General features: G+C 64.7%; 20 protein-coding genes. 14 read left to right on the forward strand and 6 right to left on the reverse strand.

Annotated elements, in window-relative coordinates; genetic code table 11:
- From FYK34_RS10465 to FYK34_RS10480, 4 genes are read right to left on the reverse strand one after another with little or no spacing between them, the layout of a single operon-like run.
- A complete protein-coding gene (locus FYK34_RS10465; RefSeq protein WP_149296303.1) occupies positions 1-3,792 on the reverse strand; it encodes a type VI secretion protein IcmF/TssM N-terminal domain-containing protein in 3,792 nt (1,263 codons plus the stop codon).
- Entirely contained in the window at positions 3,789-4,532 is a 744-nt protein-coding gene (locus tag FYK34_RS10470) for a DotU/TssL family secretion system protein (protein WP_149296304.1), read from the reverse strand. Before FYK34_RS10470 ends, FYK34_RS10465 begins: the two co-directional genes overlap by 4 nt.
- Complete coding sequence (gene tssK, locus FYK34_RS10475; protein WP_149296305.1) at positions 4,525-5,865, reverse strand: type VI secretion system baseplate subunit TssK; 1,341 nt, start codon at positions 5,863-5,865, stop codon at positions 4,525-4,527. Before tssK ends, FYK34_RS10470 begins: the two co-directional genes overlap by 8 nt.
- A 23-nt stretch (positions 5,866-5,888) precedes the next feature.
- Positions 5,889-6,374, reverse strand: coding sequence for a hypothetical protein (locus FYK34_RS10480; protein WP_196782477.1), 486 nt, complete (start codon positions 6,372-6,374; stop codon positions 5,889-5,891).
- Between the two features lie 246 nt (positions 6,375-6,620).
- Here FYK34_RS10480 and tssB point away from each other — a divergent pair, with 246 nt between their 5' ends.
- The 11 genes from tssB (at position 6,621) to FYK34_RS10535 (ending at position 18,956) form a co-directional block, all read left to right on the forward strand.
- A complete protein-coding gene (gene tssB / locus FYK34_RS10485) occupies positions 6,621-7,220 on the forward strand; it encodes a type VI secretion system contractile sheath small subunit (RefSeq protein ID WP_149296306.1) in 600 nt (199 codons plus the stop codon).
- Positions 7,221-7,258: 38 nt separating this feature from the next.
- Positions 7,259-8,740, forward strand: a complete 1,482-nt coding sequence (gene tssC / locus FYK34_RS10490; protein ID WP_149296307.1) for a type VI secretion system contractile sheath large subunit — start codon at positions 7,259-7,261, stop codon at positions 8,738-8,740.
- 69 nt (positions 8,741-8,809) lie between these two features.
- The gene (locus tag FYK34_RS10495; protein WP_149296308.1) at positions 8,810-9,310 is read left to right on the forward strand and encodes an Hcp family type VI secretion system effector; all 501 of its coding nucleotides are present in this window, start codon (positions 8,810-8,812) and stop codon (positions 9,308-9,310) included.
- Between the two features lie 3 nt (positions 9,311-9,313).
- Entirely contained in the window at positions 9,314-9,781 is a 468-nt protein-coding gene (tssE, locus tag FYK34_RS10500) for a type VI secretion system baseplate subunit TssE (protein ID WP_149296309.1), read from the forward strand.
- A complete protein-coding gene (gene tssF / locus FYK34_RS10505; RefSeq protein ID WP_149296310.1) occupies positions 9,778-11,580 on the forward strand; it encodes a type VI secretion system baseplate subunit TssF in 1,803 nt (600 codons plus the stop codon). Before tssE ends, tssF begins: the two co-directional genes overlap by 4 nt.
- The gene (tssG, locus tag FYK34_RS10510) at positions 11,544-12,557 is read left to right on the forward strand and encodes a type VI secretion system baseplate subunit TssG (protein WP_149296311.1); all 1,014 of its coding nucleotides are present in this window, start codon (positions 11,544-11,546) and stop codon (positions 12,555-12,557) included. The genes tssF and tssG overlap by 37 nt, the downstream gene beginning before the upstream one ends.
- Positions 12,554-15,157, forward strand: coding sequence for a type VI secretion system ATPase TssH (tssH, locus tag FYK34_RS10515; RefSeq protein WP_149296312.1), 2,604 nt, complete (start codon positions 12,554-12,556; stop codon positions 15,155-15,157). The genes tssG and tssH overlap by 4 nt, the downstream gene beginning before the upstream one ends.
- A 76-nt stretch (positions 15,158-15,233) precedes the next feature.
- On the forward strand, positions 15,234-15,782 hold the full coding sequence (locus FYK34_RS10520; RefSeq protein ID WP_149296313.1) for a hypothetical protein: 549 nt from the start codon (positions 15,234-15,236) through the stop codon (positions 15,780-15,782).
- Positions 15,783-15,901: 119 nt separating this feature from the next.
- Positions 15,902-17,908 (forward strand): type VI secretion system Vgr family protein, encoded by a 2,007-nt coding sequence (locus FYK34_RS10525; protein ID WP_149296314.1) that lies wholly within the window; start codon positions 15,902-15,904, stop codon positions 17,906-17,908.
- Between the two features lie 4 nt (positions 17,909-17,912).
- Complete coding sequence (locus FYK34_RS10530) at positions 17,913-18,446, forward strand: toxin-antitoxin system YwqK family antitoxin (RefSeq protein ID WP_149296315.1); 534 nt, start codon at positions 17,913-17,915, stop codon at positions 18,444-18,446.
- A gap of 27 nt (positions 18,447-18,473) precedes the next feature.
- Positions 18,474-18,956 carry a hypothetical protein gene (locus tag FYK34_RS10535; RefSeq protein WP_149296316.1) on the forward strand — a complete coding sequence of 161 codons (483 nt, stop codon included), beginning with the start codon at positions 18,474-18,476 and terminating at the stop codon, positions 18,954-18,956.
- Positions 18,957-18,965: 9 nt separating this feature from the next.
- Here the strand turns inward: FYK34_RS10535 and FYK34_RS10540 are convergent, their stop codons facing one another.
- Complete coding sequence (locus tag FYK34_RS10540) at positions 18,966-19,361, reverse strand: DUF4280 domain-containing protein (RefSeq protein WP_149296317.1); 396 nt, start codon at positions 19,359-19,361, stop codon at positions 18,966-18,968.
- Positions 19,362-19,448: 87 nt separating this feature from the next.
- On the opposite strand from FYK34_RS10540, the gene FYK34_RS10545 reads away from it, so the two are divergent.
- Entirely contained in the window at positions 19,449-20,567 is a 1,119-nt protein-coding gene (locus FYK34_RS10545; protein WP_149296318.1) for a MalY/PatB family protein, read from the forward strand.
- 10 nt (positions 20,568-20,577) lie between these two features.
- Here FYK34_RS10545 and FYK34_RS10550 read toward each other — a convergent pair whose 3' ends face one another.
- Positions 20,578-21,891 (reverse strand): hypothetical protein, encoded by a 1,314-nt coding sequence (locus FYK34_RS10550; RefSeq protein WP_149296319.1) that lies wholly within the window; start codon positions 21,889-21,891, stop codon positions 20,578-20,580.
- Positions 21,892-22,090: 199 nt separating this feature from the next.
- Here FYK34_RS10550 and FYK34_RS10555 point away from each other — a divergent pair, with 199 nt between their 5' ends.
- Entirely contained in the window at positions 22,091-22,930 is an 840-nt protein-coding gene (locus FYK34_RS10555) for a heme-binding protein (RefSeq protein ID WP_149296320.1), read from the forward strand.
- 56 nt (positions 22,931-22,986) lie between these two features.
- Positions 22,987-24,267, forward strand: a complete 1,281-nt coding sequence (locus FYK34_RS10560) for a ferritin-like domain-containing protein (RefSeq protein ID WP_149296321.1) — start codon at positions 22,987-22,989, stop codon at positions 24,265-24,267.

Here is a 24,267-nt window from a genome sequence, read left to right on the forward strand (position 1 = left end):
TCATCCCCCATCGCGTTGCCCGGACAGCCCGGCCTCCGTCCGCTCCGCCGCGCGGAACGGCGAAGCCGGCGCCCGATACGGCAGGTTGCTGGCGCCGAAACTGGTCTTGCCGCCAGTCGCGGACAGCGTCAAACGCAAGAACATGCGCGCGGCGGCGTTGCCGCCGCCGGGATTATGCACCGGCAGCGACAACATCAGCGGGATGTCGCCGGACTCCCCGGACTCGCTCAGGGCGGCCCCGACGCGGTTGTCGCGCATCATCCGCAATAGCGACCAGGGACCGTCATAACTCCAGCTGGCAATCCGCTCAAACACGCTGAGGCCAGGCTGCATCGGGTCATAGAGCGGCGACTGCGGCGCGTCCTTGGCCCAGCGCAAGGTCAGCGTCACCGGCTGACCCACGCTCCAGTGCCAGCGCGCGGCGCCGCCTGGATACGTCACCTTCAGCGCCGGGCTGGCAAGCGTCCATTCGATCACCTGGTCGGCGCCTTTCTCCCGCTCGCGGTCGGTGCGCCAGCTCACGCCCACGTCCACACCTTGCCACGGCCCGCCGTTTTCGCGGACAAACAGCGGCCCCAGCCAGACGCGCGCCGCCTGGATGGATTCGATAAAGCGGCGCGCCGCGGGCGCCTGCGGCGACTTCAGATCCTGCAAGCCCGCCGCCGCCAGCGCGGCTTTGTCGTCCACCAGCCGCAGAAAGGCCGCCACCTGCTCCGGCGCCGCGTCCGCCGCATCCGAACGCGGCGAAAACGGAAAGCGGTTGGCCAGATGCTGGTTGAAATAGGCCGCCAGCCGCCGATAAGCCTCCGCCCCGCCCTGCAGCCGCAAGGCGTCGCAGCGGCTGTCCGCCATTTTCAGCAAGGCCTGCGCCCGGTCGGCAAAAAAAGTTCCGCCTGCCGGCCGCGCCGTCAGGTCCAACACGCCGCGGCAATTGCCCACATCCATTTCATTGAGGTCGTGGCCGATCAGCGTTTCCAACACCGCCGGCGCGCTATCCACCGCTTTCTCGCGATAACGGCGCAGCTCCGTCGCCAGATCCAGCCAACGCTGGATCAGGGCCTGATCGTCTACCGCCTGCGTGCCTTGTCGCGGGCCCAGCCAGGCCAGCCCTGCCGATTGGCCTTGGGCAAGGGCGGCCACTTGTTCCAGCTGGCCGCTCAGATATTGTTTCAGCTCGCCGGCATTGCCGACGCGGAAGGCATGGAAGCCGGCGTTGCGCGTGCCGTCCCACCAATCGAAACTGCCCTGGGTCGGCCGATAGGCTTCCAGCGACTGCAGCCTCCGCTCCGCCTGACGCAGCGAGGCCAAGGCGCGCTGGTCCATCGCCCGCGCCACCTCATCGCGGATATCGGGTTGGCCCAGGTCGTCGAAGGCTGCCAACAGCGCCGGCATGTCGCGGCTCATCGCCTCGAAGCCGGTTTCCGGCTGCGGGCTCGCGGTAAGTGAGGCGCGCCGCGCCAGTTCGCCGCGCATGCTGCGCGCCACCACGGCGTTCAACTGCGCCACCGTCTCGCCGCGGTATTCGAAAGGCAACGCCATGCCGGCGCCGCCCAGGTATTTCTGATAGTCCGCATAATCGCGCAGGGCCGCGGCCAGCCTGGCCGCATCCATGCCGGCCAGGCTGGACAGCCGGTCTCCATCCACGCTGAACGGTTGAGCCATGAAAGCATCCAGCGCGGTTTTCAGCTGCGTCAGCGATTTTTGCAGCTCGATGCCGCCCGAGGCCTGCTGCGTCAGCAGGGCCGATGTCGGCGCGGCATCGCTCAGCCAGCGCTTGTGAAACTCCTGGCGCGCCGCGATGCCGGCATCCTCCACTTGCGTCACCACGTCGGCGCCGATCAGGCCGCTGCGCGCCGCTTTTTCCATCAGCGCCGAATAGCCCGGCACCAGATCGTGTCCGGACGCCCGGCCCCATGCGCTGTTGATGGAGACGATCAGCTTCTGCAAGCGGTCTATGCTATTGCTGAGCTGCTTCAGCTTGTCCGCCCCGTCCAGCTGTCGATTGTCCAGCAGCTGCAGCTGCCTCTCCAATTGCGCGATATCGTTGCGAAAATTCTGGCTGGTATACAGCTTGCTGTACCAAGACTGCATCAAGGCCTCGAAATGGCCGCTCACCACCGGCTTGATCCGCTTCAGGCTGATCGGTTCGGCCAGCGGCGCCTCGCCGTCGGCCAGGGCGCGTCCCAGATTTTCGCGGGCGCCTGCTGGCAAGGGGCGCAGATTGAGTTCGAACAAGGCATTGGCCAAGCCCAGCGCCTCCTCCGGCGCCGACAAGGGATTGCGCGCCGCGCGGTTGAACTGCTCCACCTGCCGCTCCAGACGTCCCGCCTCGCCCACCAGCTGTTCGGCCAACTGATACTCGGGCCAGGTTTCCGGATAGCCCTCCTGGTCGACATCGGCGCCGTCCTCGTCCTCTATTCGCGCCAGATCGCCGGCGTCTCGCAGCAGCCGGTGCTGAACAGGCTGCATCACGATGATGCGCATCGCATGGCGCAGCGTGGCTTCCACCCGCCCATCGAGGGAGGAAAACAACGAGCTGGGGAACAAAAGCGTGGCAAAACGCCGCGCCGGCATGCGCTCCATCGCCTGCCACAGCACACGGATGCGCTGCGCCGTCAGCGCTTCGCCGCCGTCAGCCTGCTCGCTGCCACTCTCCAGCGCCAGCACCTGCCGCTGCTCTTTCAACAGCTCTATGCGCCCCACCGCCTGTTGCCAGAACCACGCCATCCCTGCCAGCCATAGCGCGGCCACAACCCCGGCGCCCAACAAGGTCCAGCGCTGCCAGCGGCGACGCAGGCGCAGGATGCGCGGAATGGCTTGCGCCAGCCCCTGCTCCGCCAACACCCGCAAACGCAATAAACGGCCGGCGAAGAAAGGCTCTGGCTCACTCGGCTCGTCTGCGCCTCCGCGCTCGCCGGTGAAATAGATGCCGCGCAACAGCGGGGCCTCGCCCAGGGCGTTGCCCCGGAACACCGGATCGCACAACGCTTGCAGATTGCCGCGGGCCTCCATCAACCGGCGCGGCAATAGATACAGTTCGCTCGCCACCTCTCCGCCCAACGCGCCGATCTCCGCCACCGTTTCCTCCACGGTGCGTCTTACCTGCTCCAGCGCTTCCTCCACCCACTCCGGCTGATAAGCGGCGCTGGCCAGGTAGGGCGAGGACCAGCCCAGCATCGCGTCGCGCGCGTCGGCCGGCAGGGCCTGGGCCAGCTCGACGAAGCCAGGCACCCTTTCGGCGCCGGTCACCACCAGATAGACCGGCAGGCTCAGCCCCAGCCGCTGCTGCAAATCGGCAAACTTGCGGCTGGCGGCCAGGCCGGCGCTGACCGACATGCTCTCGCTCCACAGCTTTTCCGCCGACACCACCCACACCAGCGCGTCCAGCGGCCGCTTTCCCCGCGACCGCAGCAGCGCGCCCAGCAAACGGCGCCAGCCGGACAAGGCCGTCAGCGCGCCGTCCGGGTGGGTGAACATGTCCTCCGGCGCCACCAATACGGCGCCGTCCACGCCGTACCACCAGCGGCCAAACCAGTTGGCCTCGCCATCGCATGTCAGATGCAGCGCCTGGCACAGGGTTTCCACCGTGCGCGTGCGCTCGCCCAGAGCCAACACCCAAGGCAGCTGGTAACGGCCCTCGGCCCCGGTTTCACGCTCGAAACGCCGCACCGCGCCGCGAAAGCTGCGCCGGGCCGGGTCCGCCTCGCGCCGCAGCCACCACGCCACGGCCAGCAGCAGGCACAGAAACAACACGGCCAACAACACCAGCCAGACAACTGACCATACGCTCATTTGCGCCACTCGCCTCCATTGTCTCCCTGGTACAGCAAGGGCCCGACGCGCCGTTCGATATCCAGCCAGAAGACATGGCCCACCAGCAGCACGGCCAGCGCCAGCGCCGCCACGCCCAGCATCAGGCGGAAGCCGTCCGGCAGCATGCGCCTGACTTCCTGCCGCAGCGGCGGCGAGGCGCTGGAGCGCTCCAGCGTCGAGCCTAGCGCGCGCGAATCGGCCTCGCGCTGGTGAACGAAGGCGAACAGCTCGCGCCGCCAATCTTCATGCTGCTCCAGGCCGCCCGGGCCGCGCAGCCGGCCATAAAAACCCAGCACCAGGCATTGCAGGCAGACATTGGCCAAGTCTCGCGAGGCCGGATCGCGCTCGCGCAATATCTTTTCCATCGCGTCCGGGGCCTTCTCGCCCGCGGTCCGGGTGCCGAACAGCCGCTGCTCCAGCGGCAGGGCTTGCCATAGCGTCTGGCCCGGCCATTCTCCGAACAGCAGCTTCTCATCCACCAGGGACACAAACAGGTATTGCATGAGGTCGATCTGGGCCTGGCCGGCGGCGCCCACGCGCACGCCGGCGTTGCGGCTCAGGCGCCGCGTCAGCATGCTGGCCGACTCGGCAGCCTGCTCCGCCATCGCCTCCGCCCCCTGTCCGCCCAAGCGCAATTCGTCGAAGACCCGCAGCCACTCCGCGTAGGCATCGCCAAAAGCCTCGCTCAACGGCATCGCGTAGGCGCCGGCCTCAATCATGGCCAGGCTCCTGTGGCTCCGGCACGAAGAGCAACGCCTCCCAGGGCGCAATGGCGGTAGCCCCGGCCGCGTAGGCCAGCCAGAGCGGCTCTTCGGGCAGGAACCATTCGCCCGAGGCGAGCAGCACGAACAACCGGGTATCGTCTCCCACGCTGTAGGCCACCTGCTCCGACCGCTCCAAAGCCCTCACGGCCAGCCCGCGCATCCGTTGCCGCGACAGCGTTTCCAGATGCGGCGCCGAAGCGATGATGGCCTGCTCCAGCCATTGCCGCGCCGCGGACTCCGGCGCGCCGCTGGGCATGCGCAGGCCAATCACCAGCCGCTCCGCCCCGCGCGCCGCCTCAGGCAGCGCCAGCCAGAATCCGGCATCGTCACGATTGAAGGCCAGGCTGCGATAGCCGGCACGCACGCGCGCCAGCGTGCCAGACAACCACGCCAGCACAGGCTGATAGCAGGCAAGCAGATCCAGATAATCGAAGGAAGGAAAGACCGGCACGCCAGCCCCGGGATGCAAGACCGACATCGAACCGGCCATGCCGGCCAGCAGAGAGAACAGAGCCGAAGGATGGCAGACGCGGCTGCCCAGCGCGGCCTCCACCTCGGGCAGCCTCTGCCACAGCGCGGCCAGCAGACGGCTGATTTCCTCCATATCGTCTTCATTGCCGGTTTCTCGCGCCTGCCGCAGGCGGCCACTCAGGAACACGCACTTCTCGCGCACCTGGGCGCATAGCTCGGCCACGCCGCGCCCCAGCGCATCATCCGGCTCCACCCTTGGACACGGCGGCGCGTAAGGCAGACGCGCGAAGCCGCCGCCCTGCTGGGCCACTCGCAGCAGGGGCAGACAAACCATGTCGGCGCGCCCGGAGTCGGTGACCAAGCGGATATCCGGCAGCCACCAGGCCAGACTGGCCGGATTGTCGCCGCTGCTGAGGTCCGGCACCGCTTCGCCGTTGACCGAGCGGTAGCGGCCGGACTGCGGATCCAGCCGTCCCGCCCGCCACAGCGGTGGCAGGGCCAGGTACACCGTCGCCATGCGTTGGGGCGCGCTCGTCGCCTCGGCCGCGATGTCGCAACTGAGTTCGATGCCGTCTCCGCCATCGAAAAGCAGGGGCAGGCCATCCGGCAGGATGGCCTGCAGCGCGAAAACTCTGGCCACCCCGCCGGCCAGCGCGGCCTCGTCCACCTCCAGCCCCAGCACGCCCCAATAATAGGGCTGGGCCGCCGCGGCCAATGCGGCGGCCACGGCTTCGCCTCTCAATGCCTGCAGCTGAAAATGCTGCGGCAGCAACTGCATCCCCTCGTACCAGCAAATCGCCTGTGGCAACGCTTTCAAACCGCCCCCCTTCCTGCCATGACTCATTGGCCCAGCAATTGCATGCTCTGGCTCTCGAAGCGCAGCCACGCCGACTTGCGCGCGTCCAGATTCAATCTATGCATGCCCGGCGCCGCATAAGAAGCGAAAACCAGCAGCCCTGCCGCCGACTCTCCGCGTATTGGGATCTGGTCGGTCTCCACATGCTGGCCAGGCACCAGCTCCAGGCTCCACACTTTCAGCCCATCTGGATAATCGCGCCTGAATTGCTCGCGTTGTTCAAACCATTTAGCCGCCGGCATGCCCAGCAGCACTTTGAGCAATTCCGGATCTTTGACCGCGACGAAATCCACCGCCAGCGGCGCATCGTCATTGGCCCGGCTCGCCATATCCAGCCGCACCGTCTGCAATTTCACAGAGGGTCCCCAGCCCAACACCGAGCACGCGCAGACCGCCGGGAGCAGAAAGCCGATAAGGGCCATCCGCATCAATTTCCGATAGCTATCCGTTTTATTGTTTCGATCGGCCATTCGTCATCCCGAAGCGAAAATAATATTTGGCGTAGATTGAATCCGGTTCTATAGATTTTGATAGGTCATCCGCATGCATAAATGCAAACCGCAATTCATGGCCAGGGCGTTTTTTCATGAGGACAGTCATTGCCGGAAATTGTCCTCAACCCGAAATCTGCCGATCCCGACAAACCTTCCCCAACCGGTTTGTCATCCTGACGGAAGCGCCCCTCATCCCCACCGGCAACTTGAGCGAGGTTTGAAATGGCTGAAAGCACCCAGCACAAACTGGATCGAATTCGTCCGCCACGCGTGCAGATCACTTACGACGTGGAAATCGGCAATGCCCTGGAAAAACGGGAACTGCCGTTGGTGGTCGGCATTCTGGCCGACCTGGCCGGCAAGCAGGAAACGCCTCAGGCCAAATTGGGCGAACGCCGCTTCGTCGAGATAGACCGCGACAACTTCAATGCCGTGCTGGCCTCGCTGTCCCCGCGCGTCACCGCCCAGGTGGACAACGCGTTGTCGGATGACGGCAGCAAGCTCAACGTGGAGTTGAAATTCAACCATATCGACGACTTCGATCCGGTCAGCATCGTCAAGCAGGTGACGCCGCTGCGCCGCCTCTACGAAGCCCGGCAGAAGCTGCGCGACCTGTTGACCAAGCTGGACGGCAACGACGAACTGGACAAGCTGCTGCAGGACGTGCTGACCAATACCGAAGAGCTGCAGAAGATCAAGTCAGTGCGCGGCGACGCCAAGGCGGAAAGCCCAGCGGCGGAATCCAAAGCGCCAACCCCGCCGGCGCCCGCCGCCGAGGCGGCCCCCGCGCCCGACACGCCGGAAGCCCCTCCCGCAGAATGATCCCACGCCCAACTTCGCATTGAGACTGGAGACCCCACATGGCTGAAACCCAGACCCAAGCGGCCGGCGGCGCCGAGTCCGCCCCGCTGTCGCTGCTGGACCGCATCATCCAGGAGGGCCGCATGGCCCACGATGAAGTGCAGCAGAAATACGCTCAGGACCTGCTGTCAGAATTCGCCACTCAAGTGCTGGACGAGGGCATGGCCATCGACAAGGACACCGTGGCGATGATCAACCATCGCATCGCCATCATCGACCAATTGCTGAGCAAGCAGCTCAACAATATCCTGCACCATCCGGACGTGCAGAAGCTCGAGTCGTCCTGGCGCGGCCTGCACTACCTGGTGATGAATACCGAAACCGGCAGCCGGCTGAAGTTGCGCCTGCTGTGCGCCAGCCAGACCGAACTGCTGAACGATCTGGAAAAAGCGGTGGAATTCGACCAGAGCGCGCTGTTCAAGAAGATTTACGAGGAAGAATACGGCACCTTTGGCGGCCATCCGTTCAGCCTGCTGGTGGGCGACTTCGAATTCGGCCGCCATCCGCAGGACGTGGCGCTGCTGGAGAAGCTGTCCAACGTCGCCGCCGCCGCCCACACCCCCTTCATCGCCGCGGCCAGCCCCCGCCTGTTCGACATGGGCAGCTTCACCGAGCTGGCCACTCCGCGCGACCTCACCAAGATTTTCGAGAGCGCGGAGCTGATCAAGTGGCGCGCCTTCCGCGCCAGCGAAGACTCCCGCTACGTCAGTCTGGTGCTGCCGCGCGTGTTGATGCGCCTGCCCTACGGCCAGAAAACCAAGCCGACCGAGGGCATGAACTACGAGGAGGACGTGGACGGCACCGACCACGGCAAATACCTGTGGGGCAACGCCGCTTACGCGCTGGCCCAGCGCATCACCGAAGCCTTCGCCAAATACGGCTGGTGCGCCGCGATACGCGGCGTGGAGGGCGGCGGCGCGGTGGAAGGCCTGCCGGCCCATACTTTCGGCACCGCCGCCGGCGACATCGCCTTGAAATGCCCTACGGAGATCGCCATCACCGACCGGCGCGAGAAAGAGCTGGACAACCTGGGTTTCATCGCGCTGTGCCACAAGAAGAACAGCGACCTCGCCGTGTTCTTCGGCGGCCAGACCACCAATCAGCCCAAGCTGTACAACACCAACGCCGCCAACGCCAACTCCCGCATCTCGGCCATGCTGCCCTATGTGCTGGCCGCCTCGCGCTTTGCCCACTACATCAAGGTGATCATGCGCGACAAGGTGGGCAGCTTCATGACGCGCGACAGCATCCAGAACTATCTGAACAGCTGGATCGCCGACTACGTGCTGGTCAACGACAACGCGCCACAGGAAATCAAGGCGCAGTACCCGCTGCGCGAAGCCCGCGTGGACGTGACCGAGGTGCCCGGCAAGCCCGGCGCCTACCGCGCCACGGTATTCCTGCGCCCGCACTTCCAGCTGGAGGAGCTGACCGCTTCCATCCGGCTGGTGGCCGAACTGCCGCCCCCGGCCGCGGCCTGAGGCCGGACATTGACCAAGCATGGCGGCCCCGTCGGGGCCGCTCCCCCTACGCGAAGGGAGTGTTGAAAGATGGATGCAATCATTCTGGACCTGGGATCGGACATCAAGGGCGAGTGCAAGCTGGAAGGCTATACCGACAAGATCGAAGTACTGTCCTACAGCCATAACGTGGCGATGCAAGTCACCAACGACGTCAGCAATACCGAACGCACCTCGGGCAAGCCTCACATCGGCGAGTTCAACCTGACCAAATTCACCGACAAGTCCACGCCGGACCTCAACGCCTACTGCTGCCAAGGCAAGAACATCCCCGAGGTCAAGATCACCATAGGCCGCAACTCGGCGGAGAGCGACGGCAAAATCCTGCCCTACATCGTTTACACGCTGACCAACGCCATTCTGTCCAACGTCAGCGTCAGCGGCGGCACTGGCGGCAAACCGGTGGAAAACCTGTCGCTGAACTTCACCAAGATCAAGTGGGAGCTGACCACGCAGAAGGAAACCGGCAGCAAGGACGGCAATGCCGCCGCCGTGTGGGACTTGGCCACAAATAAATACGCCAAGTCCTAAATCATGCCGGCCGCCGCCCGCTTCCGCCCCGCGCTGTTCGACCTGCTGGCCGACGAGGCGCCCGGCGCCGAGCGCGAAGCCGAGCCCCGGCGCAAGGTGGCGCGGGCGGCGCTGCTGGAATCGGTCCGGGCAGAACTGGAGAGGCTGCTGGGCAGCCGCCGCGACAGCCAGCCCCGGCTGGCGCCGCTGAGCGTGATCGACTACGGCGTGCCGGACTGGAGCGCCCTGCACGCCGATCGCGGCGCCGACCGCGAACAACTGGCCCGCGCCATCCGCCAGGCCATCCAGGCTTTCGAACCCAGGCTAGCCAGGCCGGAAGTGACCGTAGCCGCGGTGGCGGGGCGTAGGCAAACCCTCAGCATCGAGATCCGCGGGGAATTGGCCGCTGCCGGCGAAACCTGGCCGGTGGCCTTCATCGCGCGCTTGGGCGAGGGCGGCGCCAGCCTAGCCCGCGCGGAGGACGAGGCATGAACGAATCGCTGGATTCGCAACTGCTGGACTACTACCAGCGCGAGCTGGCCTATCTGCGCCATGCCGGGGGCGAATTCGCCCGCCGTTACCCCAAGGTGGCGCAGCGGCTGCAGCTGAGCGAGGCGGAATGCCCGGACCCGCACGTGGAGCGGCTGTTGGAGGGCTTCGCCCTGCTCTGCGCGCGGCTGCAGCGCCGGCTGGACGACGACTACTCGGAGTTGACCGACGCGCTGCTGGAGCAGCTCTATCCGCAGGCGCTGCGCCCCATGCCATCCTGCGCCATCGTCCGCTTCGAACCCGACCCGGACAAAGGCAAGCTGAACGCCGGCTACGCGCTGCCGCGCGGCACGCCGCTGTTCGTCGACACCACGGCCGGCGACACATTGCGCTTTCGCACCGCCTCGGCCGTGACGCTGTGGCCGCTCAAGCTGGTCCGCGCGGAACTCCTGACCGCCGACGAGGCCCAGGCCGCCAGCGGCCTAGGCGAAGCGCGCTCCGCCCTCGCGCTGGAGCTGGACATGCAAGGGCCGGAACCGCTGTCCACCCTGCCCCTGAAAACCCTGCGCATTCATCTGGCCGGCTCCCCGGTCAACGCCGCGGCCTTGTACGACTTGTTGTCCGCGCACAGCCTGCAGATCAGCTGCCGCGCGCCGGACCAAGCTGGCGCGCAGCCGGCGCTGCAGCACGGCGCCCTGCCCCGCCCTTGCGGCTTCGCGCCTGACGAAGCCTTGCTGCCAGACGAGGATGGCGTGCATCCGGCGCATGGTTTGCTGAGCGAATACTTCGCCTGTCCGGAAAAATTCGCCTTCTTCGACTTGCCCTTGAAGCTGCCGCCGCGCGCCGACCGCAAGCTGGAAATCGTCATCGCCTTCTCCCGCCCCCCGGCTGGCAGACTCAACATACAGCGCGAAGACGTGGCGCTGGGCTGCGTGCCGGTCATCAATCTGTTTCCGCACACTTCCGAGCCGCTGCGTCCAGATGGCAGCCGCAGCGAATACCTGCTGGTGGCCGACGCTCACCGCGACCGCAGCGTGGAAATCCATTCCATCCGCCGCGTGCGCGCCGGCTCCGCCGCCACCGCCCGCATCGTGCCGCCCTACTTCGCCTGCAGCCATGGCGAAGAACACGATGGCCGCTACTGGCATGCGCGCCGTATCTCCGGCATCAATGGCCAACGCCCCGGCAGCGACATGCTGCTGACCCTGGTCGATGCCGATTTCAACCCGCTGCAGGCGGCCGACCTGAGCCTGACGGCGGAGTTGCTGTGCACCAACCGCCACCTGGCCGAACAACTGCCGGCCGGTGCGGAGCTGATGTTCGAGGACGCCGGCCCGGTGGGGCGGGCCTGCCTGCTGCGTCCGCCACGGGTGCAAACCGCAGCAGCCTTGGACGGGGCCTCGCGCTGGAAGCTGGTATCCCAGCTCAGCCTGAACCATCTGGCCATGAGCGAAGGACCGCAGGCCCTGTCCGCGCTGCGGGAAACGCTGGCGCTGCATAATCTGGGCGACCATCCGGCTGGACGCCGCCAGATCGCCGGCTTGGCCGCGCTGACAAGCGCGCGCATCGTCGACCACGTCGGCGCCGATGCCTGGCGCGGCTGGCGCAACGGCCTGTTGCTGACCCTGGAGCTGGACCCGGCCTGTTTCGCCGGCGGCAGCCGCGTGCTGTTCGCCACGGTGCTTGCCCACTTCTTCGCGCTGTACGCACACGTCAACCGCTTCGTCCGCACCCAGCTCGTCGAGCGCGGCCAGGAAATCCAGACATGGCAGCCGCCTTCCAGCCCGAACCTGGCTCTGTAGCCGCGCAGCTGCTGGAGCGCCCGCAGCGCTTCGAATTCGCCCAAGCGGTGATGCTGCTGGAGCGACTTCGGCCCGATGCCGCGCCGCTGGGTTGCGGCATCGACCCCGCAAAGGAAGCGGTGAAGCTGAGCGGCCCGCTGGCGCCGCTGTTCGCCGCCAGCGCGATCGCCTCCCTCGAACCAGAGGGCGCAGGCTATGCCATGCAGGTGGAAGCCTTTGGACTCGGCGGCCCGGACGGCCCCCTGCCCTACGCCTACCAGGAATGGCTGCAGCAGCGACGCCTGGCGAAAGACCCCTCCCCCGCGGCGTTTCTGCAACTGTTCCAACACCGGTTGCTGTGCCTGCTCTACCGGGTGGACCGGCGCTACCGGCTGGCGCCGGCCTTCGCCCGGCCCGAGGACAGCCCGGCGCACAGCATGCTGCGCAGCCTGGCCGGTCTGCTGCCGGCAGGCCTGCATCACCGCCAGGCCATCCCCGACGAGGCCTTGCTGGCGCGCGCGGCATTGCTGGCGGATCGACGGCGCTCGCTGGCCGGCTTCGTCGCCCTGGCGCGGCACCACTTCGGCGTGCCTATCGCGGCGGAGCCTTTTGCCGGCGGCTGGCGCGACATTCCGCTCGCCAGGCTCACCCGGATAGGCCGCCAGGGCTGCAATGCCGCGCTTGGCCGCGGCGCGCTGGCAGGCTCCCGCGCCTGGGACGAGCACGCCGGCATTCGGCTGATCATCGGTCCCTTGTCGCTGGACTCATATCATGGTTTCCTGCCCGGCGAGGCGCGCCATCGCGCCCTGGCCGCCTTGGCCGCGTTTTATTTCGGCCCGGACCTGGACGTGCGGCTGACCCTGCTGCTGCGCGCCGCCCCGGCGCCGCTGAGATTGCGGCGCGCGGCGCCCCCCCGGCTAAGCTGGGACAGCTGGCTGAGCCATGACGGCCTGCGACGGCTGGACACCCGCTTGCGCCCGGCGGAGGAGAGGCGATGAGCGTCGAGCTGGCCGAACTGGTATCGCGGCTGAATCCCGCCTGCCGCAAGGCGCTGGAACTGGCGGCGCAACGTTGCCTGCGCGAAAGCCACTACTACGTGGAAATCGAACATGCATTGCTGGCCTTGCTGGAAACGCCCGGCGGCGACCTGCCACTCCTACTGCCCAAGCTGGGCGTGGACGCCGACAGACTTTCCTGCGAAATCAACCGCAGTCTCTCCCAATTCCGCCGCGGCGAAACGCGCACGCCGGCCTTCTCCAGCCACACCGTCGCCTGGCTGAAAGAAGCTTTTGTGCTGGCCACCCTGCGCCGCCAGCCGCAAATACGTTCCGGCCTGCTGCTGCTGACGCTGCTGCAACGCGAGGAGCTGCGCAATCTGCTGCTGATAGGCGCGCCCAGCCTGCTGCAGGCCTCTCCCCAACAGTTGGAGGAGCAGCTGGATGTCTGGACCGCCGGCTCGCGCGAAACACCGCCCGCCACGGCTGCAAGCGGCCGGCAGGACGGCGCGCTGGCCCAATACACGCATGATCTGGTGGCCGACGCCAAGGCCGGCCGCATCGACCCCATCATCGGCAGGGACGCGGAAATCCGCCAATGCATAGACATCCTGCTGCGCCGCCGCCAGAACAATCCCATTCTGGTTGGGGCGCCCGGCGTCGGCAAAACCGCCGTCGCGGAAGGCCTGGCCTTGCGCATCGCCAGCGGCGAGGTGCCGCCGGCGCTGGCTGACACCGGCCTGCGCACGCTGGACCTGGGGCTGTTGCAAGCCGGAGCCGGCGTCAAAGGCGAGTTCGAACAACGCCTGCAAGGTGTCATGGACGAGGTGCGCGCCGCTCCGCGTCCCATCATCCTGTTCATAGACGAGGCCCATACCCTGGTGGGCGCCGGCGCGGCCGAAGGCCAGAGCGACGCCGCCAACCTGCTCAAGCCGGCGCTGGCGCGCGGCGAGCTGCGCACCTTGGCCGCCACTACCTGGCAAGAGTACAAGAAATACTTCGAGCGCGATCCCGCGCTGGCGCGGCGCTTCCAGGCCGTGCAAGTGGAGGAACCCAGCGAGGATACCGCCGTCGTCATGCTGCGCGGCGTGGCGGCCCGGCTGGAGCGCCACCACGGCGTGCGCATCCTGGACGCCGCCATTCACGACGCGGTCAAGCTGTCCCACCGCTATATCTCCGGCCGCCAGTTGCCGGACAAGGCCATCAGCGTGCTGGACACCGCCAGCGCCCGCGTGGCGCTGGCCCAGCACGACCAACCGCCGCAGCTGGAAAACCTGCAGCACCGCCAGGCCGCGCTGGACGAGGAACTGGAGCGGCTGCGGCGCGAGCAGGCCACCGGACTGAACCACGCCACCCGCATCGCCGAGCTGCATCAGCAACGCGCCGCCCAGGCCGGGCAGATACGCGAATTGCAGGCGCGCTGGCAGGAGGAGCTGCATGCGGTGCGCGAAATCCTGCGCCTGCGGCAGGAGCTGGTCGCTCTGCTGGATGCAGCCGCCGAGGGCGGCGAGCCGCCGCTGCTGACAGTGGAAGCCATGGGACAAGAAGAGGAAATAGAGGACGAGGCGCTGGAAGATGAGGCGGAGGAGCCTGATCCGGCACATCAGCTGTCCGATCAACTGGCGCGGCTGGAGGCCGGGCTGGAAGCGATCCGCCAGGATGATCCCCTAGTGCCGGAAAGCGTCGATTCCAAGGCAGTGGCCGCCGTCATCGCCGGCTGGACCGGCATCCCGGTAGGCAAGATGCTGGCCGACGAAGCCTATGCCATCCGCACGCTGGCCCAGCGCATGAGCCAGCGCGTGATCGGCCAGCAAGCCGCCTTGGCCAAAATCGCCCAGCGCATCCAGGCCTACCGCGCCGGCCTGACCGACCCCGGCAAACCGGTGGGCGTGTTCCTCTTGCTGGGCCCCACTGGCGTCGGCAAAACCGAAACCGCCTACGCCCTGGCCGACGTGCTCTACGGCGGAGAACGCAATCTGATCGTGGTGAATCTGTCCGAATACCAGGAAGCCCACACCGTCAGCCAGCTCAAGGGCGCGCCGCCCGGCTACGTCGGCTACGGCCAGGGCGGCGTGTTGACCGAGGCCGTCCGGCGCAAGCCTTATAGCGTGGTTCTGCTGGACGAAATCGAGAAAGCCCACCCGGACGTGCTGGAGGCCTTTTACAACGTGTTCGACAAAGGCTCGATGGAGGACGGCACCGGCCTCACGGTGGACTTCAAGAACACCATCATCCTGGCCACCAGCAATGTCGGCGCAGAAACCGTGCTCGCGGCGCCGGCCGTCCTGGTGGACAGTAGCGCCTTCGTCGAGCAGCTGCGGCCACAGCTGATCGCCGCCTTCCGCCCAGCGCTGCTGGCGCGCATGACGGTAGTGCCTTACCGCGCGCTGGATGATGCCGCCCTGGCCGGCATCGTCCACAGCAAGCTAGACACGCTGCGCCAGCGCTACCACCGCGCCACCGGCAAGCATTTCGACTTCGATCCTGGATTAATTCAAGCGGTGCTGAGCCGTTGCCGCGGCGCAGGAGCGCGGGATATTGATAATGTTTTATTGGCAGAAGTGGTGGGGAAATTGGCGGAGTGGGCGGTTGAGCAAAGTTAACTTACATCAGAGCTGGCTTTACTCAAAAAAGCGCAGCACTCAACAACACTAACAAACGTACATCCAGGAGAAAAGCATGGCCATGACATTAATAATTTCATTCTCGCAAGGAAATCCACACGACAAAAACAAAGTAAAGATTGACAATGGAATATGCTTTGGGCTGTGCATATGGTTAATCGAAACAGCCAAGTCCCTAGACAATCCAGAGTTTTTGCAATACGTTAGCAAATTCGCCTTAAAACCTGGAAAAATCATGGAAACTGGATTAACTTATCAAAAGCAATCAAATCAAGGTAGAAACGATGCAATCACTGGATTAATTTTCAATATAGACATAGCATCTGGATCTGAAAACATAGGAGAAACAATGACATCGGCCTACGACTTATTGGACACAGCCGCGATTACAAACTCCATATATATTTTATCATTTTTTGGAAAAAAATGGGGGCACGCCACAGTTTTATTTAAAAAAGGCGGACAGTGCTACTGGTTCGACCCGAACTTTGGCTTATACTCCATAGATCCAATTGACACGATTGGCGAGTTAATGGGCTTTTTAAAAAAAATGTACCCAGACATATCAAAAGCCAAATTAAATTACTTAGCAATAACCCAATAATAAAAATAATAACAAATTAGAAAACCACATTCAGATCAAAAAACTCATACACAAAATAGATCCGAAAACATTTCCAATATTTAGATCCTAAATCTCTATAAAATTATGCGATTAACACCATGCCCCGTCCCTCAGACCAAACCACCCCGCTCTCGCTCAGCGCCCCGGCGCTGAAAGCGCTTTACCCGGAAACCCTATCCGGCGAAGAGACGATGAACGCGCTAGGCAGTTTCCTGCTCGTCGGCTTCAGCGACAGCGCGCTGGCGCTGGACAAGGCAGTGGCTTCCCACCTGACGCTGAGCCTGCGCCGCGACGATAAAACCCGGCCGCTGGACGGCCTGTGCGCGGCGATACGCCAGTTGCCGGGCGACGCCACCGCCGACCGCTACCACGTCACGCTGCGGCCCTGGTTATGGTGGCTGAGCCTGGCCGGCGACAACCGCATCTTCCAAAACCAAAGCGTGCCGGAGATCGTCAAGGCCGTGTTCGACGGCCACGGCTTCAGCGATTACCAGCTGAAACTTGACGCCACGTATCCCAAGCGCGAGTACTGCGTGCAGTTCGGCGAGAGCGATCTCAACTTCGTGATGCGCTTGCTGGAAGATGCCGGCATCTTCTGGTTCTTCACCCACACCGACGGCAAACACACCCTGGTGCTGGCGGATGGCAACAGCCATTTCCCGGACTGCCCCAACAGCGCCAAGATTTCCTATCTGGGGCAAGACCTGGGCGGGCGGGAGCTGGAAGGCGTGCGCAGCGCCGGCATCAGCCGCCAGGCCGTGGCCGGCGGCTATCGCGCCGGCGATTACGAATTCACCACCGCCAGCACCTCTCTCTATACCCAGGCCTTGGCCAAGTCCGATCTGCCCAACCAATACCAATATCCTGGCGGCTACGCCAAAAAGGCCGATGGCGACTCGCTGGCCAAACAGCGCAGCGACGGCCTGCGCGCCGAGGAAGTGGCGCTGGTGGGCGAAAGCGACTGCCGCTGGCTGGTTCCCGGCCATTGCTTCACTTTGAGCGGTCATCCCGATGCCGCCTGCAATATCGCCTGGGTGGTCACCCGGGTCAGCCACGACGCCAGCCAGCAGCATTACCGCAATCGATTCTCCGCCATCCCCAAAGCCACGCCCTACCGGCCGCCGCGGCTCACCCCCAAGCCGGTGATGCACCCGCAGGTGGCCAAGGTGGTGGGCAAGGCCGGCGAGGAAATTTGGACCGACAAATACGGCCGCGTCAAAGTGCAGTTCCCCTGGGACCGCGACGGCAAAAGCGACGAGTCCAGCTCCTGCTGGCTGAGGGTGACGCAGCCGTGGAGCGGCAAGGGCTTCGGCATGCAGTTCATCCCGCGCATCGGCCAGGAAGTCATCGTCAGCTTCATCGACGGCGACCCGGACCGGCCGCTGGTCACCGGCTGCGTCTACAACGGCGACAACGCCCTGCCGTATGAACTGCCGGCCAAACAGGCGCAGTCCGGCATCAAAACCAACTCGACCAAGGGCGGCGGCGGCTTCAACGAACTGCGTTTCGACGACAGCAAAGACAAGGAAGAAGTGTTCTTCCAGGCGCAGAAGGACTACACGGTGAAAGTGCTCAACGACGCGGCCGCCGACGTGGGCCACGACGAAACCCTGGTGGTGAAGAACGATCGCAAGCGCAGCGTCAGCGAGGGCAACGACAGCGTCAGCATAGAAAAAGGCAACCGCACGGTGGAAGTGAAAACCGGCGACGAAACGCTCAACGTCAAGGGCAAGCGCACGGTCAAGGTGGAAGGCGACCAGAGCCACAGCACCGGCGGCAAGCACGAACACAAGGTCAGCGGAGACTACACGCTGACCGTGGACGGCAACCTCACCATCAAGGTCAGCGGCACCCTCACGCTGCAAAGCGGCGGCGCCTTCACCGCCAAGAGCGACGCCGCCCTCACCGCCCAGGCCGGCACCAGCCTCACCAATAAGGCCGGCACCGCGCTGACCAACCAAGCGGGGACCGAGCTGACCAACAAGGCCGGCACCACCCTGACCAACGACGCCGGCGTGTCGCTGACCAATAAGGCCAGCGCCAGCCAGACCGTGGACGGCGGCGGCATGCTGACCCTGAAGGGCGGCATGATCCAGCAGAACTGACGCCATGGCAGACCCCATAGACATCCAGCAGGATCAGCGGCGCTTCGTCGGCCAGCTGGCCGACGGCAAGCTGCAAGGCCCGGCACGCATCGAGCAAGCCGGCGCGCCGCTGGCCCAGTTCCAGTATCAGGACGGGCTGCTGCATGGCCCGGCAACCTTGCTGCACCCGGGCGGCCAACCGGCGGCCCAGCTGCAATACCGCAACGGCCTACTGCATGGGCCGGCACAGTACTGGACCACGGAAGGCGCCTTGCAATGCCGCGCCCATTACCGCGACGGCGCGCTGCATGGAGAAAGCCAGTCGCTCTATCCGAACGGCAAGACGGCGGAACTGGCGCAATACCAGCAAGGGCTGAAGCATGGACTCCAGCAGCGCTTCCACGCCAACGGCGCGCTGGCGGAGCGGCAGGCGTTCGCCAAGGGCAAGCCGCTCGGCCCCGCCGAGCGCTTCGCCGACGACGGTCGGCCGCTGGACGCCAAGGGCAAAGCCATGCCGCGCTGGAAATGGTGGTGGATCAAGTTGCAGGGCACAGAATAAGCGCGATACTTCCCATAGGAGAAAACGATGGCGGGAGACTTGCTGATCACCAATATCGACGAAGACGATTTGTCCGAGTTGCTGAATGCCGGAGGCGAACTGGTGTCCACCATATTCCATTCAGACAAACACGGGCAAACGCACTGGGACAGCTGGCTGGGAAGGCTGACGCAAGGCATCAACGGCTCAACCATCAATAACCGCGTTGGCCTGCCGCCGCATTTCTACATCAATTTCAAACAATCCACCTACCAAGGCACAGGCAAACCGTTGTTCAGCCGCATCATCTGGGCCAGCCTGCGCCCGCTCACCATTGTCAGCAGCAATCCCGCGCTCGCGGGCTGGGGCGCCGCCAAAAGCGCCTATGAAGCCGAGCAGGCGTTTCGCCAAGCCCTGCAACACTCCGCCATTACCCTGGAAATCTACGGCTACAACGGCACAGACCTGGTCAACCGCGGAACCGGCGGGGTTCACGCAGAGCTGGCTTATATGAAGCTGGCGCCGGAGTAGTCCTCCGCGTCACGGAATCAGCACCGTGAACTGCCCCGGCGTGGATATCTTGATCGCGCCGCCCCAGTTGCACATCAGCGTGCTATTGGCGTCCAGCGCCGGCATGCCGCCTATCAGCACCGTGGGCGCGCCGCCGGGTATCCATGGCGCGGTAGTCATGGGGATGCAGGGCATGGGCGTCAAGACGCCCAGCGCCGCGGCGGTGGCTGCCGCCACCGTGGGGTTGGCCAAGCTGCTGCACATGCCGAACGGCAGGATATTGAGCATGGGCGCATTGTCCATGATGTTGGCGGCCGGCACGCCGCCGGCCATGACCCGGTTGGCCGGCAGCACGACCAGGCTGGACGGCGCCATGCCGAAACTGCACTGCAGCATCGCCCCCATGCACACTTGCGGACTTCCCATCTCTGTCCTCCTAGGCCGGAATGAAGCATAAATGCATACTAGTGGAATATCCGTCCCTCCCCAGCTCTATCGCATGCGAGGCCCGTCATGGATTTCGATCGCCTCATAAACCGGCGCGGCACCGCCAGTGAAAAATGGGACAAATACGCCGGCCGCGACATCCTGCCCATGTGGGTGGCGGACATGGACTTCGCCTCCGCGCCGCCCATCCTCGCCGCGCTGCAGCGCCGGGTGGCGCACGGCGTGTTCGGCTATACCCACGCGCCCCAGTCGCTGATAGAGGCGGCGCAAGCACATTTGCAAACCCGGTACGGCTGGTCTGTGGAGGCGGACTGGCTGGTTTGGCTGCCCGGCCTGGTGCCGGCGCTGAACCTGGCTTGCCGCGCCGTGGGCCAGCCCGGCGACGCGGTGCTGACCGCCACGCCCATCTACCCGCCGTTTCTAAAAGCGCCGGGGCTAACCGGCCGGAGGCTCGCCACGGCGCCGCTGGTCCTGCGCCAAGGGCGCTGGCAATGGGACTGGGCCGCGCTGGAAAACGCCGCGTCGAATACGAAGCTGATGCTGCTGAGCCACCCACACAATCCCACCGGCCGTTGTTGGGAAGACGATGAATTGACGGCGCTGATAGAGTTTGCCCGACGGCGCGGCCTGATCGTCTGTTCCGATGAGATCCATTGCGATCTGATTCTGGAGTCACGTCGCCATCGGCCGCTCGCGGCCCTGGACGCCGGCTTTGCCGAGCGCACCATCACGCTGATGTCGCCATCCAAAACCTGGAATCTGGCGGGCCTGGGCTGCGCCTTCGCCGTGATTCCGGATGCCGCGCTGCGCCGCCGCTTTCGCAGCGAGATGACGCAAGTGGTGCCGCCAGTCAATGCGCTGGGCTACGCCGCGGCGGAGTCAGCTTACCGCAAAGGAGAGCCGTGGCGACAAGCGCTGCTGGACGTCTTGCGCCGCAACCGCGATGCCATCGGCCAGGCCCTGCAAGGCAGCCGCCTGCCATGGACGCCGCCGGAGGCCACCTATCTCGCCTGGCTGGACGCCCGCGCCATTGATCCGCGCAATCCGCTGCCCGCCTTCGAGCAGGCGGGCATCGGTCTGGCGGACGGGCGTGACTTTGACGCGCCGGGCTGGCTGCGGCTGAACTTTGGCTGCCCCCCTGCCGTATTGCAAGAGGCGCTGAAGCGGATGCGCCCCTTGCTCTGAAGCATCGGGCTTAGCCCTGCGCCGCCGCCCGGTCAAAACCCGCCGACATCAACAGCCCGGTGTAGGCATTGTCCGCGATGTTGCCAAACAGAAAGGCCACCGTCTGCTTGTCCGGCCAAGCGGCCTTGGAGACAGACTGCAACAACTGACAGGCATCCTGGAGTATCTGCTCCGCCGCTTCATCGGGCTGGCCCTTCGCCTCCGCCGCCCGCAAGCGCTGCACCAGGCAATAGATCGAAGTCGCATCGGCCAGCCCAATCGCGCTCAGGGAAAAAGCCGCATCGCCCAGGTAACGGCAGGCGATGGATTGCGAAGCCAGCCACAACACAAAGCGGAATGGCAGACCGGTATGAATGGACAACAGCACGGGGTCCATGCTCAGCAACTCGTCTATCGACGCCACGCCTTCCGCCTCCAACTCGCTGGCAATGGATGAGGTGACGCCTTCCAGCTTGAGCAAAGGGTCCGGCTGATCCGTCACGCCCAGCTCCAGCTTGCTGTTCACCAGTCGGCGCAGCAGCTTGATGATGCTGTCTATGGGCAAGGCGCCCAGGGCGAAAGACACCGCCACCGCCACGTTGTCCGGCAAGGCCAGCGTCACCGAATACGCGATGGGCACTGCCAGCAGCATGCGCAGCGCGTACCAGTACACGTCGGCCACATTCAGACAACGCTTGCGCACGCGGTTCACCGCGTCGCCCACCACGAACATATACGCCCCGCTCATTGCGCTGGCCTGCAGCTCGAAATGGCCAAACTGCGCCAGATACGCCGCCAGCGGATGGCCGCCCGGCAACATCTCCTTCAGCGGAAACAACACCACGTAATTGGCCTCGAAGAACACCACGCACAGCAGCAGCGTCAGCGGTGCCATGAAGGCATCCGGACCGTACTGCTCGCGATAGATGGCGCTGAACAACGCCGCAGCCTTCCCCCCCGACGCGGATGCGCCTTGCCCCGGTTCGCCCAAGGCGCCGGCAGTCTCCGCCCGCCGGTGCCAAAAGCTGCGCAAGTACAAAGACAGGGCATCGCCCCATAGCTGGTTGCCGAACTCGTCGAAGCGCGTCCACCAGCCATAGTCCACAAAGCGCAGATAAGGTGTGGCCGCCAACATCACCACGAACAGGGTCAGGCTGCCGGCGCTCAAAGCCAGCATGGCCGGCAATTGGAGGCTGAAACCCAAAGCCAGAGAAAGCGACAGGCTTAACAGAATGATCAACGCGCCCAGCCTTCTGCCCAGCCGCGGATTTCCGCGGCTTGCAGCCTCGTCCTCCGCTACCACATACGACGCATCCAGCACCGGGTTATCGCTTTGGTTTTCCATCCTCACCTCCTTCATCCCAAACCTTTGTCATGACCGGGCAAGGGGACCGCTCGCTTGACATCCCCCCTGCCCTATCTATAACCAGCACATGCCGATTATTCCATTGTGCCAACATGGATAAGTAATAACACCTAAACGGCATGATAAGCATGCATCGGGGAACACGCCGCTTGTACAACCACCGAGGGAGTATCGAGAAATGAACCTGCTGCAACGCGCCGCCGCCCCGATCAAACAAGCCCAGGACAACCTGGGGCCCCTGGCCGAACTGCCTGGCACCTGGGTGGGACATGGCTACAACATGATCGCGGTGCCGGACTTTCAGAACAAACAGATCTTCCGCCTGATCGTCAACGCCACCAAGGAAACCCTGACCTTCACGCCGATAGGCGGGCCGGTCCCCAACCGCGGCTCCAAGCAAGACGACATCTTTCTGTATGGCCTGACTTATCTGCAGCAGGTCAACGACGCCGCCACCGACGAAGGCATCCATACCGAACCGGGCTTGTGGCTGAATGTGCCGCCCACCAGCGATCCGGACGCGCCGTCCACCATCGTGCGCCAGGCCACCATTCCGCATGGCGATTCGCTGCTGGCGCAGGGCCAGTCCTCCAGCGAGGCGCGCGCGCCCAATATCGCGCCGGTCAGCCCGCTGCCCACACCGCTGCCCGGCCATCCTCCGCTGCCGCTCGGCTACACCGATCCCTACCTGAACGGCAAATTTCCTACGGGCTTCGATATGCAAAACCCGAACCAGGCGCTGGTGGACGTACTGAATCGACAGGCGGACGAACGCCTGAAAGTCGTCAACACCGTCAATCTGCCGGTCAGCTCCAAGAACGTCGGCGCCGTCGTCAACATTCCCTTCATCGTGGTCAACGCCAACGCCACCGAAATGGACTCGATCTTCTGGATTGAAACCGTTCAGCGTCCGGACGGCAGCCAGTTTCTGCAATTGCAGTACACGCAGACCGTACTGCTGGTATTCGACGACATCATCTGGCCGCACATTTCCGTTGCCACCCTGATCAAACGCTGATCGCAGCAAAGCTGCCCGCCTCGCCAGGCGGGCGCATCCTGACTCGCGGAGGAAACATGACTATCCCGGCCGACTCCAAAAAACCGTTCGGCATGCTGTTCGACCGCGTCGCCGGTCAACTAAGCGCCGAAGACCAAGCCGGCGTCGACAGCCGCAAACCGCTGCAAGACATGGCCCAGCTGGCCATCATGGTGGAAATGACCACCATCCCGCCCTATCTGACCGCGCTGTACTCCATCAGCGATCCGAACACCAAAGCCTACCAGTTGCTGCGCAGCGTGATGATGGAGGAAATGTTCCACATTAACCAAGCCGCCAACCTGATGGTGGCCATAGGCGGCCGGCCCAAAATGACCGGCAGCTACGCGCCGACCTATCCCTGTTACCTGCCGCACGCCAACCCCAGCACCACGCCCTTCATCGGCCTGTGCCGCGCCTCGACGGAAGTGTTCAACGACACCTTCACCGCGATCGAGACCCCGGCGCCGCCGCACGCGCCGGCGCGCGGCAACCACTACAGCTATATCGCCCAGCTGTACGACGCGCTGGAGGATGGACTGGAGGCCTATCGAGGCGCCCAGCCCTTGTTCGAGCAAAATCCGGACGCCTGTCAGCGCACCGACATTTACCTGGGAAAATTCGGCGGCACGCCCATTTTGGTGACAGACCTGGAGAGCGCCAAACTGGGCGTCAAACAGATCGTGCAACAGGGCGAAGGCAGCGTGCCGGAATCGCAATCAATGATTCCCATCGAGCCATGGGCCACCTACAACACCTACGGCGAGCGCACCGACGGCACTTACGGGCCCATCATAGGCTCACCGTACGAGATGTCGCACTTCAAGAAATTCCGCACCGTGTCCTTGGACCAGGACAGCTTCCCGGACAGCTATCCCATCGTCTCCAACCCCAAGCGCAGCGACTTCACCAACCCGGTGGCCATCGAACTGGTGGAGCTGTTCGACATCGCCTACAGCTTGATGCTGGACGCGATGGAACACAGCTTCGCCACCCGCGCCGGCCACGCCAACGACACCTTCTTCACGTTGGCGCTGCCGCTGATGCACCAGGCCATGCCCAATCTGGCGCGGAAGCTGATGAACACCCCGCTACACGCGGACACTAACAGCAGCGTCGGCCCCAACGGCGCCCCCACCTATCTGTACCAGCCCGGCAGCAATCTGCAGGACTTCGCCAAGCGGCTGCAGAAAGCGCTGGGCGTGGTTGGGCAACAAGTGGCCGACCCGGCCGAACGCCAGGCGCTGGCGCAAACACTGAGCGAAGTGCGGGCCAACGTCGACCAGTTGATCGCCGCCGTCCATGTCCACCACGCTTAA

Source organism: Chromobacterium paludis (assembly GCF_008275125.1).
In the GTDB taxonomy this organism is placed as follows: Bacteria; Pseudomonadota; Gammaproteobacteria; order Burkholderiales; family Chromobacteriaceae; genus Chromobacterium; species Chromobacterium paludis.

Bases quoted from the DNA above. Each gene is read 5' to 3' on its own strand.
- FYK34_RS10550 (WP_149296319.1), bottom strand. From the start codon at position 21,891: ATGGAAAACCAAAGCGATAACCCGGTGCTGGATGCGTCGTATGTGGTA.
- FYK34_RS10545 (WP_149296318.1), top strand. From the start codon at position 19,449: ATGGATTTCGATCGCCTCATAAACCGGCGCGGCACCGCCAGTGAAAAA.
- FYK34_RS10520 (WP_149296313.1), top strand. From the start codon at position 15,234: ATGGCCATGACATTAATAATTTCATTCTCGCAAGGAAATCCACACGAC.
- FYK34_RS10470 (WP_149296304.1), bottom strand. From the start codon at position 4,532: ATGATTGAGGCCGGCGCCTACGCGATGCCGTTGAGCGAGGCTTTTGGC.
- FYK34_RS10560 (WP_149296321.1), top strand. From the start codon at position 22,987: ATGACTATCCCGGCCGACTCCAAAAAACCGTTCGGCATGCTGTTCGAC.
- tssC (WP_149296307.1), top strand. From the start codon at position 7,259: ATGGCTGAAACCCAGACCCAAGCGGCCGGCGGCGCCGAGTCCGCCCCG.
- FYK34_RS10535 (WP_149296316.1), top strand. From the start codon at position 18,474: ATGGCGGGAGACTTGCTGATCACCAATATCGACGAAGACGATTTGTCC.
- FYK34_RS10530 (WP_149296315.1), top strand. From the start codon at position 17,913: ATGGCAGACCCCATAGACATCCAGCAGGATCAGCGGCGCTTCGTCGGC.
- FYK34_RS10525 (WP_149296314.1), top strand. From the start codon at position 15,902: ATGCCCCGTCCCTCAGACCAAACCACCCCGCTCTCGCTCAGCGCCCCG.
- tssH (WP_149296312.1), top strand. From the start codon at position 12,554: ATGAGCGTCGAGCTGGCCGAACTGGTATCGCGGCTGAATCCCGCCTGC.
- tssG (WP_149296311.1), top strand. From the start codon at position 11,544: ATGGCAGCCGCCTTCCAGCCCGAACCTGGCTCTGTAGCCGCGCAGCTG.
- tssF (WP_149296310.1), top strand. From the start codon at position 9,778: ATGAACGAATCGCTGGATTCGCAACTGCTGGACTACTACCAGCGCGAG.
- FYK34_RS10495 (WP_149296308.1), top strand. From the start codon at position 8,810: ATGGATGCAATCATTCTGGACCTGGGATCGGACATCAAGGGCGAGTGC.
- FYK34_RS10555 (WP_149296320.1), top strand. From the start codon at position 22,091: ATGAACCTGCTGCAACGCGCCGCCGCCCCGATCAAACAAGCCCAGGAC.
- tssB (WP_149296306.1), top strand. From the start codon at position 6,621: ATGGCTGAAAGCACCCAGCACAAACTGGATCGAATTCGTCCGCCACGC.
- tssE (WP_149296309.1), top strand. From the start codon at position 9,314: ATGCCGGCCGCCGCCCGCTTCCGCCCCGCGCTGTTCGACCTGCTGGCC.
- FYK34_RS10540 (WP_149296317.1), bottom strand. From the start codon at position 19,361: ATGGGAAGTCCGCAAGTGTGCATGGGGGCGATGCTGCAGTGCAGTTTC.
- FYK34_RS10465 (WP_149296303.1), bottom strand. From the start codon at position 3,792: ATGAGCGTATGGTCAGTTGTCTGGCTGGTGTTGTTGGCCGTGTTGTTT.
- FYK34_RS10480 (WP_196782477.1), bottom strand. From the start codon at position 6,374: ATGGCCGATCGAAACAATAAAACGGATAGCTATCGGAAATTGATGCGG.